The following is a 15,237-nucleotide window of genomic DNA, read 5'->3' as shown; positions in this document are numbered from 1 at the left end:
CTAGCAACGCAATGCATGTAAATTCATGTCGTTATAGGCCAATTGTTATGTTTTTTTCGCCATCACTACTACGTGGCACCTTAATTAAACGCTATAAACGGTTTCTTGCCGACGTAGAACTTGAAGACGGCTCAATAGTGACTGCACATTGCCCCAATACGGGAGCGATGACAGGATGCGCCGAACCCGGCTACACCGTCTATTTGAGCGAGTCTGACAATCCTAAGCGAAAGTTAAAATATACCTGGGAGCTTGCCCAAACCTTCGAAGGCGACTTCATTGGCATTAATACTCACAATGCTAATAAATTGGTGGCAGAGGCACTAAATAACAAGGTCTTGTCTGTATTTTCTGATATTAATCATTGGAAAGCTGAAGTAACACCGCCTGGCGGTAATAGTCGTTTCGACTTTGCCTGCGGTCAAGATGACACCCTTGAGTATGTCGAAGTGAAATCTGTCACTCTGGCGCGGGGAAACCAAGGATATTTTCCTGATGCGGTAACCGCCAGAGGTGCAAAACATTGTTTAGAACTTGCAGAACTCTCTCAACAAGGTATAAGTACCTGCTTATTATTTTGTGTTCAGCATACGGGCGTGCATTCTGTACAAGTAGCGCGAGATATTGATCCTGTTTACGCCGACGCCGTAAATACCGCGGTCGCATCAGGAGTGAAGTTCCTCGCAGCAAGCTGTTCAATTGATGAACAAAAAATAGTTATAAATCAAACACTACCAGTAATCGTGTGAAAAATAGGTTGATTTTTTTCATTTCGCCTTCATATTTGCGCCTTGTTTTACTGGAAGAACGTGAAATACGTAAACTAGTAACAGTGCTGACTTATAATCAATATCATCAGCATAATAATTACATAGACACGAGCAATTGCTTGTAATGAACGGCTTTGATTTAGTTAATCGATTCATTCAGGACAAGATGGATGTCGTAGTGTAGGAGATGTGGCAGATGCCAACAGGAAAAGAGACAAAATCCCTAGGGCTATTAGCACTAGCAGGATTACAGCCGTACCAGGCTACCGCTGACGAAGAGTACATGGGCGAGCCGCAAATGGAACACTTCCGTTTACTGCTTAAAGCATGGCGCAACCAACTTCGTGAAGAAGTTGACCGCACCGTTACGCACATGAAAGATGAAGCAGCAAACTTTCCAGACCCGGTAGACCGCGCTGCGCAAGAAGAAGAGTTCAGCCTTGAATTACGTACTCGCGACCGCGAACGTAAATTGATCAAGAAGATTGAGAAGACGCTTAAGCGTATTGAAGAAGATGACTTTGGTTTTTGTGACCAATGTGGCATTGAAATCGGTATTCGTCGCTTAGAGGCTCGTCCTACCGCCGATTTATGTATCGACTGTAAGACCATGGCCGAAATCAAAGAAAAGCAACTACAGGGTTAATAAACCTTCGTAGTAAGTTACACGCCTCATAGTATTTACTATAGAGGTGTGTAACAGTATTTCTATTAATGCCTTCTAAAATCGACTCCTCACCTCTGTATGTCGGCCGCTTCGCGCCTTCGCCGTCAGGGCAACTTCATTTCGGCTCTTTAGTTACCGCGCTCGCTAGCTACCTCGATGCACGTCATTTAAACGGGCAATGGTTAGTTCGAATGGAAGACATTGACGCACCGCGATGTTTACCTGGTGTCGATAGCGATATTTTGCATACCCTTGAATGCCATGGCCTCCACTGGGATGGTCCCGTTTTATATCAACAACAGCAGCATGCAAGGTATCAGGCAAAACTTGATAGCCTGCTAGCAGACAACTCAGCCTACTTTTGTGCCTGTACTCGCAAGCAAATAAAAGCAAATGGCGGGCACGACAATCACTATTGTCGAGAACTAGGCCTAACCGCTCAGGCAGTGTCCGAATCAGCGCCAAATACCCGTGGCTTAGCAGTTCGATTAAAACTTGATTGCCACTTAGATGCCTTTAATGACGGCATTATGGGCAGGGTCGATAAAACAGGGGCAATATCTAAAGCCCATTCAACATCCGCTGATTTAACTTCATCTAGCTTTGCCGAAGCGGAACAAGACAGAGACAAAAGCAGTAGCAGAAGCGACGATGGCTCAATAAGCGCTAGCGAAGTAACACCATTAAGTACAGTACCAGAAGATGTTGTAATTAAGCGCAGCGATGGCCTTTTCGCCTATAACTTTGTAGTAGCATTAGACGATGAATATCAGGGTGTAACAGACATTATCAGAGGCAGCGACCTTTTAAATGTCACCCCGCTTCAACGCGCTATTTATCGTTCATTAGGCTGCAATGTGCCACAATATGGGCATATTCCGGTTGCTGCTGTGACGCCAGGGCGAAAGTTGAGTAAACAAAATCATGCTGCCCCCATTAACAACAAGAATGTGCTGGAAAATATCGTTAATGGCCTGTCTTTTTTAGGCCAAGGTGACTATCACGCGAACGAATTTGAAAATGCCACACAACTGCTTACTATGGCAATATCGCGCTGGGATAGGAAATTAGTACCTAAAATAGCCGAAATTATTGTGGGCGAGCACGAATCCACTTATTATAGCCATCCTTTATAGCCTTCGGAGACTTCACCATCATTCATCGTGTTTTCAATTCTGTTAAGCGAGCCTTTACTAAGGAACATACCGCTGACAATGTACTAGAGCCTCGTGTTATGACTCGTGGGGAGCACGGCATCTCTCGCGAAGACGTGAGCCCTAATGCGTTGAAAGTCATGTATCGCCTTAACGGAGCAGGCTTCGAGTCCTATTTGGTCGGAGGTTGTGTTCGCGATATTTTGATGGGACATGAGCCCAAGGACTTTGATGTGGCCACCAATGCCACACCGGAACAAATTAAGGGGCTATTTAGGAATTGCCGTTTAATTGGCCGTCGTTTCAGACTCGCTCACATTGTATTTGGCCGTGAAGTAATAGAAGTAGCCACTTTTCGTGGCCATCACAGCGAAGAACCTGAGGCTAAAGAAGTACCAAAGAACAAAGCAGTGTCGAAACGAGATGCCCATGGGCAACTGGTCAGAGATAATGTTTTTGGCAGTATTGAAGAAGATGCCGAGCGCCGCGATTTCACATTTAATGCCATGTACTACAGTGTGGCTGATTTCACGGTAAAAGACTTTGCGAATGGTCTAGAGGCAATTGAAAAGCGTGAAGTACGTTTAATTGGCGACCCTGAAGTTCGTTATCGTGAAGATCCAGTTCGAATGCTTCGCGCCGTGCGTTTCGCGACTAAGCTTTCAATGCGTATAAGCGACGACACTGCGGCACCAATCAAGCAGCTAGCGAGCTTGCTAAACAATATTCCGGCCGCGCGACTATTCGAAGAAACCTTAAAGCTGTTCTTATCTGGTCAAGGTGAGAAAACCTTTATGATGCTGCGAGAATACGGCTTAATTGCGCCTTTATTCCCGCAACTTGCGCCGTTTATCGAAGATGAAAACAGCCGTGAAATGCAGTTTGTACGAAAAGTACTGCAAAACACCGATGAAAGAATTAATAACGATCAACGGGTAACACCCGCATTTTTGTATGCCGCATTACTCTGGTACCCGTTAGAAGAACGCGCGCAAATTATGCAGGCAGAATCTGGCTTAAATGCGCATGATGCTTTCAACCTTGCATCAACTGAAGTGATTGCAAAGCAAACCCAGCGCATTATGATCCCTAAGCGTTTCTCCACAGTCATTCGAGACATTTGGATTTTACAGCAACGCCTTCCCAAGCGTTTCGGCCGTCGTGCCTTTCAGCTGTTAACCCATCCTAAATTTCGTGCCGGTTACGATTTTCTATTAGTTCGCGGGCAAGTTGAAGGCGGAGCCCTATTGGAGCTAGCCCAGTGGTGGACACATTTTCAGCACGGCGAACCTGGTAAGCAAAAGAAAATGTTAAACGACTTACGTCGCCAAGAAGGTGATGGCCCCAAACCAAGAAAGCGTAAACGCCGTCCAGCATCGAGAAATACTGATGCATAAAGAGCACGTTTATATTGGTATAGGCAGCAACCTAGGCGACCCTGTTCAACACGTTGAAGACGCCTTTATTGCGCTGGGTTTACTTGAAGGTACTCGCGTGCTTGCGTGCTCATCGCTGTATTCTAGTAAGCCTATGGGTCCGCAAGACCAACCGGATTACATTAACGCGGTATCGCTAATTGAAACTACGCTAGCGCCAGATAAATTGCTAAGTGCATTACAGCGCACCGAACACGATTTTGGCCGAGAGCGCAAAGGGCAACGATGGGGCGCAAGAACGCTCGATCTGGACATTTTACTTTACGGCAGCCAAACAATTTCTACGCCTGATCTTACCGTGCCACATAGTGGCATGTCTGAACGTGAGTTTGTGCTAGTTCCTCTCTTTGAAATAGCTCAAACTATGGTCATGCCTGACGGAAAACCCATCTCTCACTGGGTTGCAAAATGCTCTCTTGATGGCCTTAAACGCCTGCGCGCTTCCATTTAGCTTCAAAATCCGTATAGTTCGCCCCATTATTCTTTCCCTGGAAGGTTGCTATGAAGAAAATTACTGTTTCTGGTTTGCTTAAGAAGAAGCAAGCCGGCGAAAAAATTACCTCACTAACAGCTTACGATGCCAGCTTTGCTAAAATGTTTGATGAGCAAGGTATTGATGCCTTACTAATTGGCGATTCGCTAGGTATGGTGCTTCAGGGAGAAAGCGACACCTTACCGGTGACCATTGAAGATATTGAATACCATACGCGCAGCGTAAGGAAAGGTACTGAACGTGCCTTCGTCTTAGCAGACATGCCGTTTATGTCCTACGCGACACCAGAACAAACTTATGCGAATGCAGCTAAGCTCATGGCAGCAGGTGCAAGCATGATTAAAATGGAAGGCGGTAGCTGGTTATGCGAAACCATTCAGGGTTTGAATTTGCGTGGCGTGCCTGTATGTGGTCATTTAGGGCTCACGCCACAGTCGGTTCACGTTTTTGGTGGATTTAAAATACAGGGCCGTGAAGCCGACAAAGCAGAAAAACTGCTAGCAGAAGCGAAAGCACTTGAAGCTGCAGGTATTCAGCTACTCGTGCTAGAGTGCGTACCGTCTTCATTAGGCAAAGCCGTAAGCGAAGCATTGACTATACCGGTAATTGGTATTGGCGCTGGAAATGATACAGATGGCCAGATACTGGTAATGCATGACATGTTTGGTATTAGTGCCAACTACATGCCTAAGTTTTCAAAAAACTACCTTGCCGAGACGGGCGATATGCGCAAGGCGGTTCAGCAGTATATTGCAGAAGTACAAAGTGGTGCCTTCCCGTCCCCTGAGCACAGCTTTGAGTAACGAGGTTTAAATATGAAGGTTGTTGACGACATTGCGTCATTACGAAAACTAACTACTGAATGGAAATTCAGTGGTAGCACTGTTGGGTTTGTTCCCACCATGGGAAACCTGCACAACGGGCACTTAAAACTCGTTAAACGCGCCAAGGCACATAATTCCCGAGTGGTAGTGAGTATTTTTGTTAACCCTATGCAATTTGGTGCTAATGAAGATTTAGATGCATACCCACGTACCATTGAAGAAGACAAAGCCAAGCTTATTGAAGCGGGTGTTGATGCCGTATTTTTACCCAGCGTTAGCGATATGTATCCAGGCGGGGTTGAACACCAAACGGTAGTAGAAGTACCCGACATTTCGGATATTCTATGTGGTGCAAGTCGTCCCGGGCATTTTCGCGGTGTAGCCACGGTAGTGAGCAAATTATTTAATATGGTTCACCCACATGATGCTTTTTTCGGGGAAAAAGACTTTCAGCAATTGCAGGTTATTCGCACCATGGTGCGCGACCTTTCTATGGGCGTAACCATTCATGGCATTCCCACCGAACGTGATGTATCTGGCCTAGCCTTAAGCTCGCGCAACGGTTATTTAACTGATGAGCAACGTCATACTGCGGCTACTATTTACAGTGAAATGACATCCCTGAAAGCCCGTATAGAAGCGGGTGAAAGAAATTACGTCGCATTGGCGGCAGACCTTGCAGACATCCTAACCGACTCAGGCTTTAAAAATGACTATGTGCATATTGTTAATGCTCAAAGTCTAAAGCCTGCGAAAGAAACCGATGCACACTTAGTTATTTTAGTGGCGGCGTTTCTGGGTAACACCCGTCTTATCGATAACCTCCAAATCCAGTTGTAGGCTTAGATAAAGGCGCGGGTATTGATAACACGCTTTAAACCATACATTATCAATTACCACCACAAAAAAGCCCCCGTATTCACATGCGGGGGCTTTTTTTGTATCTTTTTTTATCTGCTAGTAATGCGTCTTTCGAATAACCTAAATAGTCAGCCCGATTTATCAGGCAACAGGTATCGTCACTATTATCTTCACCAACTCTTTATACAGTTTAGTGCCGGTAGCAATGACGTGCTGCTCGTTAAGTATATTACGTAAATCCTGTGTGCTGGTAAGTGGGTTCGCTAGCACCACCCTAAATACAGTAATACAGTTAGTGGGGTATTCTGGCGCTTCTAAGCGCGTACGAGAGACAAAAGACTTCCCTGCCTCCCGTTGCTGCTTCTGTACAATTACAGTTAGCCTATCAAGCTTCTCGTTAATCTTATCTTTAGTGGCTTCATCCGCATGTTTAAGCTTTTCTTGCAGGCCAGCGGGACAAACTCGATACGTTAGCAATGAGAGTGTAGGTGACGTAGTCAGTTCAAAGTCAGGGTGCTTTGCAATCATATCGGCAAAGGTGCCTGCTTTTTCGATGCTTCTGTCGATTAATAGCTCATAGCCCCTGCGCCCAAAGATATGCATGGCAGAATATACCATCATGGCCATGCCGTTACGCGAACCTTCAAGCGTAGTCGCACCTAAATCTTTAGAGCCTGCACGCAGAATGTATTGTGCATGATGGCGCACTGCATTGGCATCTTCAGGATTTTTGAACAGCGCCATACCTGCGCCCATTGGCACATACATTTGTTTATGGGCATCAATTGTGACCGAGTCAGCACGTTCAATGCCTTTCAAGCGGTGTTTATATTGCGATGAAAACAAGGTTGCCCCACCCCACGCGGCATCCACATGGAACCAGCATCCTAATTCTTTGGCTACGTCAGCCAATTCGTTAAGCGGGTCGACATGCCCTGTTTCCGTAGTACCACCAACGCCAACAATGGCCAGTAACTTATTGCCTTCTTCCTGATAACGTTTACCCGCGGCGAGTGCTTTTTCAGGGTCGAGAGTTTGATTCGGCGCAGGTAATGATAATAATTGATCGCGACCTAACCCTAACGCATCCACCGCTTTTGATAAGGAGTAGTGCCCACGCTTACTACACATAACGCCAAGATGATTAATATCGTGGAAACGATAAGCCGCAGCAAGTCCTGCTTTTGCTACACCGGCAAACCCCTCTTGCGGGCCCAAAATCTTATTTCTAGCGACCCACAAAGCGGTAATATTGGCAATAGTTCCACCAGAACAAAAGGCGCCTAAAGAGCGTTTGGCGCTGTGTAAGTGACTATCGTAGAAGTCTTTCGATTCGTCATAAACGAGATTATGCATCATGCCTAGCACTTGACGCTCAAGTGGCGTGAATGCCTTTGAGGTTTCTATTTTCACTAGGTTCTGATTAAGCCCCACCATCAACTTAGACAGGGGCAAATGAAAATAGGGAAGCGCTGAGGTCATATGACCAATAAACGTAGGCGAATAGGTATTTACCGAATGGGCAACCAATTTATCGAGTAAGCTTTCAGCATGGGTTGAAACAAACTCTGGCGATTCAGGTACTTTTGAATCTGAGAAGTCTTTCTCAATTTCTTCTAGCGAGGTTTTTTTGGTAACAACGTGCTGCGACAAAAAATCTAAGATATTGTCAGATAAATGCTGTTCAATTTGAGCCATCTTTGAGTCTTTGTGTTCAGGCTTGGTAAAGACCCTAAACAAGTGCTCTAGACTAACTTGCGCTTCACCCACTCAACCGACCTCACTTTGAAATGACTCTTTTTCAAGAAAATACAACCCAACTTCGTTGCTTACGCTGAAAGCAATCATAATACTTTCAGGGTCACGAACTTTACCTCAGATTGCCCACTTCGCCAAGCGTATCCCGATGATTTGACCGTGTATCAGTACAAGATATTTTGTGGTGATAATTCACTATCAATACAGTGAAGTAACCTAAACTTCTCAAATTATGACGGGTAGTGCTATATTTTGCCTATACATACGAATAAAAATAAAGGCTGTAATGTGCCAATAAGAGCCGTAAGTAAAACCGTGTCTATTAATGATATCGTACCCTACTTTCAACCTATCATGGATTTAAGGTCGAAGCGTGTGTGGCGTTACGAGTGCTTAGCGCGTTTAATTACTGCCGAAGACAAAACCTTTTTGCCTAGCGAATTTCTCTACCTAATTGAACGGGAGCAACACGTTAAGGCACTTACCGAAGCCATGTTCTGCCAAAGTGCCCGTTACTTTCGCCATGTACAAGTACCTTGGAGTATTAATATAAGCGCGCGAGATTTACTAAACGACAACCTGGCTGACACGCTACTTTCCCATTTAACAAATTACCCAAACCCAGAAAGAGTCAGCATTGAGATAAGTGCTGCCAGTGCATTAACCCACCCAGCGTTAATGCAAGCGTTTGTTGAGAGAAGCGCTGAGGCAGGGCTTGGCGTTTTCTTAGATAATGTGGGTGAAAACCCCGGCAACATTAATGCAATATTAAATATGCCGATTAAAGGCATTAAGTTAGCCGGTGGCTTGATAAGCCACTATGAACAAGACGAAGCGGTGCAGGATTACGTCGATAATTTGCTCGAACTGTGCCAAGCGCGCGCTATTAGCGTGGTAGCAGAACATATTGAAACAGATTTACTGCTTGAAAGTGTAAACAAACTGCCCATTCAGTACGCGCAAGGTTATGTCTTTAGCCCTCCGCAACCGAATACCCCCCATCACTAGCCGCGGGTAGCTGTTCTCAACTATTCTACGCCCCGCCATCGGCCTCTTCTGAATAGCAATTAAGCGACCAGCAGTGTTGGCCGCTAGCGCGATATTTGCGTTCAAATGGGGTCATGGCATTATCAGACGTAATTTCAGTTAAATTCGACACCAAGCCGTAATGCGTAGCAGCTTGAGCAAACTCCATTAAGTAAACCAACCAATTACTACGCACTTCAATATTCGGAGTGATCGCCATTAAATCGGCCATGGCAGCACTACCATGCCAGCGCTTTTGCACCTGGGTTTTCTTCGGATAAGGGTTTGGATAGAACAAGCAATGCTGGCTTACCTTCCAATTTGCCCTATTAACCAAACGCCAAAAGTCATTCACATCGGCGCGAATAACCCGATAATTATCTTGCCCCGCTGAATAATGCTGATGTTTGTCCACCCGCTGCGCCGATTTATCTAAGCCAATAACACGGCAATCAGGGTTCGCTTTAGCAATATTTGCTGTGCTTTCACCCACGCCACAGCAAGAGTCTAAAATAATATCGCCGGTAAACCCGTCAAGCCATTCGGTTGCTTCATTGAAGGCGAGCTGCGTATGCTCGCCAATGGGGCGCTGATTTTCAGACGACTTATAACGCTTTACTAAATCATCGAGCTTTTCGTGCACACCTTCTTGATTCGTTGTGATGCTTCGGGAGTTGCCGCTAGCCATTAGCTACGTATTCCTTTGCCTGTTTTCAGTAGGTAATAAGCAACAGCGAACAGCACAATATTAAAGCCCACTAGTAGTGCTAACGATAAGGTAACGTCAACATCTGAAACACCTAAGAACCCGTAGCGGAAACCATTCACCATATACACAACAGGGTTGGCCTTGCTCACCCACTGCCAAAACTCTGGTAATAAGCTAAGTGAATAGAATACGCCGCCAAGGTAGGTTAACGGCGTTAATACGAAGGTGGGTACAACACTAATATCATCGAAAGTTTTTGCAAAAATGGCGTTAATTAGCCCTGCCGTTGAAAACAATGATGAGGTCAGTAGTACGGTAAGAATAATGATACCGATATGATGTATTTGCACATCAACAAAGAACAGCGATACCAAAGTAACAATAATGCCAATTAGCACAGCCCTTGCTACACCGCCCCCAACAAAGCCTAGAATGATCACTGACGTGGGCACGGGAGAAACCAATAACTCTTCAATATTTCGCTGAAATTTCGCACTGAAAAAAGACGACGAGACATTTGCGTATGAGTTGGTGATAACCGACATCATGATCAAACCTGGAACAATAAACTCCATGTAAGAAAAGCCGCCCATTTCGCCTATTCGGTTACCGATGAGGCTGCCGAAAATCACGAAATACAAACTCATGGTAATAGCGGGCGGCACTAAGGTTTGGATCCAAATGCGTAAAAAGCGAGTGCACTCTTTTATCCAAATAGTGGTTAGCGCCACATAGTTTTGCTTGAACCAGCCAATCTTTTCTTCCGACTGTGTGTTTGCTTGTGAATTCATGTTCAACCCTCTGCCTTTGCCGTTTCAACCAAACGCACAAACAACTCTTCTAATCGGTTTGATTTATTACGCATACTCAGTACTTGTACCCCCTGCTCGGTTAATTGAGCAAAAACAGGGTTTAACCCTTCTGCCTTTTCCACATCGACTTCCAAAGTATGGTCGTCAAGTAAACGGCTTTCGTAACCTGTCAAAAGCGGCTTTTGCTGACCAAGGTTAATGTCCAGTACGAAGGTTTCTGTGTTCAACTTCGACAATAAAGCCTTCATGCTGGTGTTTTCCACAATGGTGCCTTTGTTAATAATGGCAATGTTGCGGCACAGCATTTCTGCTTCTTCTAGGTAGTGTGTCGTTAAGATAATGGTAATACCTTGGCGGTTAATCTCTTCTAAGAAGCCCCACATTGAACGACGGATTTCTATATCTACGCCAGCGGTTGGTTCATCAAGTATTAATAAACGAGGCTCGTGCATAAGAGCGCGGGCAATCATTAGCCTGCGTTTCATGCCACCTGATAATTCGCGAGCTCTGGCATCGCGTTTTTCCCATAAATCGAGCTGAGCTAAATACTTCTGAGCCCGCTCTTTCGCAATATTTCGGGGCACGCCATAATAACCCGCTTGGTTGAGCACAATTTGCATCACGGTTTCAAACTGATTGAAGTTGAATTCCTGTGGCACTAGGCCAATACATGCTTTGGCTTGCTCTTTTTGGGTATGAAGGTCGTAACCAAAAATCGATACCTTGCCATCGGTTTGATTAACCAAAGAACTGATAATACCGATAGTGGTAGATTTACCCGCGCCATTCGGCCCAAGTAAAGCGAAAAAGTCCCCTTTATCAACAGTGAGATCTACGCCTTTAAGTGCCTGTACGCCACCTTTATACGTTTTGGTTAAGCCTGATATATCCAACGCTTTCATGTGCTACCCGTAAGTTGCTCGTAATTTGATGCCTCCGTAAATGGAGTGCTTTGTAAATCGAGTGCTTTGTAAATCGAGCGCCCTGTAATTCGAGGGCCCTGTAAATCAAATAATCTATTAAATCAGTTTGCCGCCAGTTGACGTGACTACCCATCTGCCATAATACACCGGCAACGGTAATACTATGACGGTATACCTACCGTAAGCGTGTTTTAAGCATAGTGCTGGCATATGCTAGTAATTCAACCCTTGCCGTAATAGGGGTATTCAACACCCATTTCACTCATGCTATCACTAATTCAAAGACGAAATATAAAAGGGGGTAATTATGTCACACTTATTATCCCATCTGCCTGCCACTCTCCTTATCTTGCCGATTATTTTACTGTTTTTGTCGATTTTTTTATTGAAGCCTCAATGCATTCTTTTATCGATATTGAACATTTCTGCCCTGTCTTTTACCGACTGTTTCACAGACGATTCAGGGTGCTAAGGACTTTCGCGGCCAAGCAAAAATAAGAAGAGAACGAGATAAAGAAGACGGAACCGACGGTGGGAGGTATAAAAAAGCACTGCACCTAGTTGGGGGTTAGGCACAGTGCAAGGGGTTGGCGTACCAAAGTGAGTCATACTTGAGTCAATCTGTCTTCCCAAGCACAGGTATAGTTAACCAAGCAGACAAGGCAATATCAGGGCACAATAATGGAAAAGCTATTTTGTTTAATGGCAAATATGGCGAAAAGCGGGCGACTTTATGGAATTTGCGTCGAACTCAGGCACGCGCGCTTTTGCCAAGGTATAGTAGTGCCAAGAATGATTGAGAGTAGATCCCATGCCTAAAACAATTGCGCTAGTAGAAGATGATGCCGCTATAAGAGAAAACTACCTTGTTGCCCTAAGAGCGCAAGGCTACAAGGTTAATGCGTTTGAAGACCGACCCTCGGCAACTCAGGCGTTTAACGAAGCATTGCCAGATTTAGCCATCATTGATATTGGTCTAAAAGAAGAAATGGAGGGCGGTTTTTTGCTATGTCAGCAGTTGCGAGGTTTGTCGCCCACCTTGCCTATAATCTTTTTTACCGCCAGAGACAACGACGTAGATACCATTAGCGGGCTTCGCATGGGTGCTGACGACTACTTAACTAAAGATATCAGCATGGCTCACCTACTTGCCCGTATCGCCGCGCTTTTCAGACGAAGCGATTTAATGTCAGCCCCTGTCAAGCAAAAAGACGAGCTTCGTATAGGCGAGTTAAAAGTGGATGCCTCTCGTATGACAGTAAGTTGGAGCGGCGAACCTGTCGCCCTGACAGTGACAGAATTTTGGATGCTACACGCGCTGATTAAACACCCAGGCCACGTTAAAAGCAGACAACAATTAATGGATGAGTCGCGCATGGTAGTAGACGACACCACCATTACTTCTCATATAAAACGTATGCGTAAAAAATTCATTCAATTAGACCCACAATTCGACCACATAGATACCGTTTACGGTATGGGATATCGATGGCAGTTGTAGGGTATTGCTAATATGCGGTTAAGGTTCTCCATACGCTTACAGCTGCTTGTGTTGTCGCTGTTCTTTTTTGCCATTCCCTACCTTGGCTATAATTACGTATGGGAGCTAGAGCAATACCTTCGCACAGGTCAAGAGCAAACCATGATAGGTACGGCGAGGGCGGTAGCAACAGCGCTGCATGAACGCCCTGCGTTATTCGACAGCGAGTCTGCCTATTTAAAAGACGTACGCCCGGGCACTGATTTATACGCCCCGCCCATTCCTTATCCTATTCAGCTTGACGGTGAACTAAACGATTGGCAACAAGTTGACGACTTGCTTACCCACTATGGCGCTAATGAAATTGTTGAGCGCTTTACTAACCTTCATACTAACGACGAAAACCAGGGCGCAGCTAGCGTGAACAAAGGCACAGATAAAGCGATTAGCCTCTCATTCGAGCATATGGTAGGCCGATACGATCAGTTCCTCTATGCCATGTTCAACGTTAGTGACGACGCCTTGTTATGGCGACAGGCAAATAGTTTAAGTGTGGAGCGGGGTGACCATTTACTTATTGGTATGCAAACCCCAGCAGGTCAATTAGCACGATACGTAGTAGCCCCTTACGAAAGTGGCTGGGTAAATGCGTTTAAATTAGCAGAATCGGGCACAACAAATCGCGCGGTGGAAAATGCGTTAAGTATTCAAGGTCGCTGGCAAGAAACCGCTACTGGCTACAATATTGAACTTCGCTTTCCCCTTTCCATGACCTCTGGCGCTCTCGCCTTTGCCATTGTCGATGTGGACGACCCTGTAACTAGGCAAAAACGCTACGCCATTGGCACCGCTAACACCAACAACATTGATGAACTAGGTACGGTGGTAACCCCGTCACCTGAAATTGAGCGCATATTAGCAGGGCTAAAATATGCCGACTCACGCGTATGGGTGATAGATAATCACAAGCGGGTATTGGCACGAGCAGGCGATATACAAACGGCCTCAGGGCTAAATACTGCCAAAAGAGAAGCAAGCGAAAACCCGGTATGGCGCTGGGTAGAAACCCATTGGCTACTGCCCTTATATTACCATATTCTCACTAAGCCACCGGCTGATTTTGTGGATGAACTAGAGGATGCTTATGCGTTGGCTGGCCGAGATATAGGCTTAGCCCTTAATGGTCAACCGGATTCATTATGGCGCTTAACGCCAGATAACAAAGCCGTGGTAGTGTCTGCTGCTTACCCTATCTTTATTGAGGGCGCGGTAATGGGCGCAGTGGTGGTGGAGCAAACCACTAACGGTATACGCACATTAAGAAACCGGGCTTTAGAGCAGCTATTCCACGTTATTTTGGCAGTAATGTTACTGGGCACGCTAGGTTTATTGCTTTTCGCTAGCAGAATATCAAATCGTATTAGGCGGCTTCGAGACAACACCGAGGCAATTATTGATGCTAACGGTAAAATTGTAGGCAAACTACCTATTGCCAAAGAGGGTGATGAAATTGGCGATCTTTCACGAGCGTTTTCTGATGTTTTATTGCGACTACAGCAATATAACTCCTATTTAGAGAACATGGCTTCTCGGCTTTCCCATGAACTTAGAACCCCAATAGCCGTAGTGAAGTCATCTCTTGATGCGTTATCTCAAGTTAGCGCTCAGGCGAATACGCAACAAGATGTTTTCGTTCAACGTGCCCAATCCGGTATAAGCCGGTTAAGTTCTATTTTAAATGCCATGAGTGAAGCCACACGATTAGAACAAGCCATTGCGCAGGAAGAGGTGACCACGTTCAATATGATTGACGTAATTAAAGGCTGCGTGGGTGGGTATCAACATGCTTATACAGACAGGCAGTTTTCACTATCTTGTTCACAAGACACAGCGATGCTAAAGGGCGCCCCCGACCTTATCGCGCAAATGTTTGATAAAATTATTTCTAACGCGGTCGATTTTAGTCAACCCGACGACATCATAGATGTAGCCGTTTATACCAAAGACAAAAGAATTGTCCTCACTGTGAGCAACCCTGGGCCCCTATTGCCCGAAGGCATGAAAAAACAACTCGTACAATCAATGGTATCGGTTCGCCCTGAGTCTGAGGCGGCGCAATCAGCAGGTTCACCACATCTAGGTTTGGGGCTTTATATCGCTGACATTATTGTCGCTTTTCATCAAGGTACGCTCGCCCTGGCCAACCGAGATGACAAACGCGGAGTGATTGTTTCCGTTAACTTCCCAAAGATCTGATGCGCTACGCTATTTGAGGTGGTTTGAAAACCACCGTCCCTTTGCTGTTATATCCCCTTTTAACGCAG

The 15,237-nt window shown here is 45.4% G+C and carries 14 protein-coding genes; 10 read left to right on the top strand and 4 right to left on the bottom strand.

The window, feature by feature from the left end:
* The first annotated feature begins 47 nt into the window (after positions 1–47).
* The 7 genes from sfsA (at position 48) to panC (ending at position 6,184) form a co-directional block, all read left to right on the top strand.
* Positions 48–749 (top strand): DNA/RNA nuclease SfsA, encoded by a 702-nt coding sequence (gene sfsA / locus AAC006_RS11595; protein ID WP_339891364.1) that lies wholly within the window; start codon positions 48–50, stop codon positions 747–749.
* A gap of 217 nt (positions 750–966) precedes the next feature.
* Positions 967–1,416, top strand: coding sequence for an RNA polymerase-binding protein DksA (dksA, locus tag AAC006_RS11590; protein WP_013786299.1), 450 nt, complete (start codon positions 967–969; stop codon positions 1,414–1,416).
* A gap of 68 nt (positions 1,417–1,484) precedes the next feature.
* Positions 1,485–2,573, top strand: coding sequence for a tRNA glutamyl-Q(34) synthetase GluQRS (gluQRS, locus tag AAC006_RS11585; protein WP_208806213.1), 1,089 nt, complete (start codon positions 1,485–1,487; stop codon positions 2,571–2,573).
* Between the two features lie 98 nt (positions 2,574–2,671).
* A complete protein-coding gene (gene pcnB, locus AAC006_RS11580; RefSeq protein WP_208806214.1) occupies positions 2,672–3,988 on the top strand; it encodes a polynucleotide adenylyltransferase PcnB in 1,317 nt (438 codons plus the stop codon).
* Positions 3,981–4,478: a 2-amino-4-hydroxy-6-hydroxymethyldihydropteridine diphosphokinase gene (folK, locus tag AAC006_RS11575; RefSeq protein WP_208806215.1), complete on the top strand. Its 498-nt coding sequence runs from the start codon at positions 3,981–3,983 to the stop codon at positions 4,476–4,478. The genes pcnB and folK overlap by 8 nt, the downstream gene beginning before the upstream one ends.
* A gap of 50 nt (positions 4,479–4,528) precedes the next feature.
* On the top strand, positions 4,529–5,323 hold the full coding sequence (gene panB, locus AAC006_RS11570; RefSeq protein ID WP_013786303.1) for a 3-methyl-2-oxobutanoate hydroxymethyltransferase: 795 nt from the start codon (positions 4,529–4,531) through the stop codon (positions 5,321–5,323).
* Between the two features lie 12 nt (positions 5,324–5,335).
* Positions 5,336–6,184: a pantoate--beta-alanine ligase gene (panC, locus tag AAC006_RS11565; protein ID WP_208806216.1), complete on the top strand. Its 849-nt coding sequence runs from the start codon at positions 5,336–5,338 to the stop codon at positions 6,182–6,184.
* 162 nt (positions 6,185–6,346) lie between these two features.
* Here panC and panP read toward each other — a convergent pair whose 3' ends face one another.
* The gene (gene panP, locus AAC006_RS11560) at positions 6,347–7,975 is read right to left on the bottom strand and encodes a pyridoxal-dependent aspartate 1-decarboxylase PanP (RefSeq protein ID WP_339891360.1); all 1,629 of its coding nucleotides are present in this window, start codon (positions 7,973–7,975) and stop codon (positions 6,347–6,349) included.
* Positions 7,976–8,251: 276 nt separating this feature from the next.
* Here panP and AAC006_RS11555 point away from each other — a divergent pair, with 276 nt between their 5' ends.
* Positions 8,252–8,971: an EAL domain-containing protein gene (locus tag AAC006_RS11555; RefSeq protein WP_126871725.1), complete on the top strand. Its 720-nt coding sequence runs from the start codon at positions 8,252–8,254 to the stop codon at positions 8,969–8,971.
* Positions 8,972–8,996: 25 nt separating this feature from the next.
* Here the strand turns inward: AAC006_RS11555 and AAC006_RS11550 are convergent, their stop codons facing one another.
* Genes AAC006_RS11550 through AAC006_RS11540 form a run of 3 tightly spaced genes read right to left on the bottom strand, consistent with a single transcriptional unit; the run spans position 8,997 to position 11,412 of the window.
* Positions 8,997–9,677, bottom strand: coding sequence for a methyltransferase domain-containing protein (locus AAC006_RS11550; protein ID WP_126871724.1), 681 nt, complete (start codon positions 9,675–9,677; stop codon positions 8,997–8,999).
* Complete coding sequence (locus AAC006_RS11545; protein ID WP_126871723.1) at positions 9,677–10,489, bottom strand: ABC transporter permease; 813 nt, start codon at positions 10,487–10,489, stop codon at positions 9,677–9,679. Before AAC006_RS11545 ends, AAC006_RS11550 begins: the two co-directional genes overlap by 1 nt.
* A gap of 2 nt (positions 10,490–10,491) precedes the next feature.
* Positions 10,492–11,412: an ABC transporter ATP-binding protein gene (locus AAC006_RS11540; protein WP_126871722.1), complete on the bottom strand. Its 921-nt coding sequence runs from the start codon at positions 11,410–11,412 to the stop codon at positions 10,492–10,494.
* Between the two features lie 832 nt (positions 11,413–12,244).
* Between AAC006_RS11540 and pdsR the strand changes: the two genes are divergently transcribed.
* Both pdsR and pdsS read left to right on the top strand, forming a co-directional pair.
* A complete protein-coding gene (pdsR, locus tag AAC006_RS11535) occupies positions 12,245–12,934 on the top strand; it encodes a proteobacterial dedicated sortase system response regulator (protein WP_013786310.1) in 690 nt (229 codons plus the stop codon).
* 12 nt (positions 12,935–12,946) lie between these two features.
* Entirely contained in the window at positions 12,947–15,169 is a 2,223-nt protein-coding gene (pdsS, locus tag AAC006_RS11530) for a proteobacterial dedicated sortase system histidine kinase (protein ID WP_013786311.1), read from the top strand.
* The last annotated feature ends 68 nt before the right edge of the window (positions 15,170–15,237 follow it).

Source organism: uncultured Alteromonas sp., assembly GCF_963976965.1.
Lineage (GTDB): Bacteria > Pseudomonadota > Gammaproteobacteria > Enterobacterales > Alteromonadaceae > Alteromonas > Alteromonas naphthalenivorans.
This window is presented reverse-complemented; position numbering and strand designations above follow the sequence as displayed.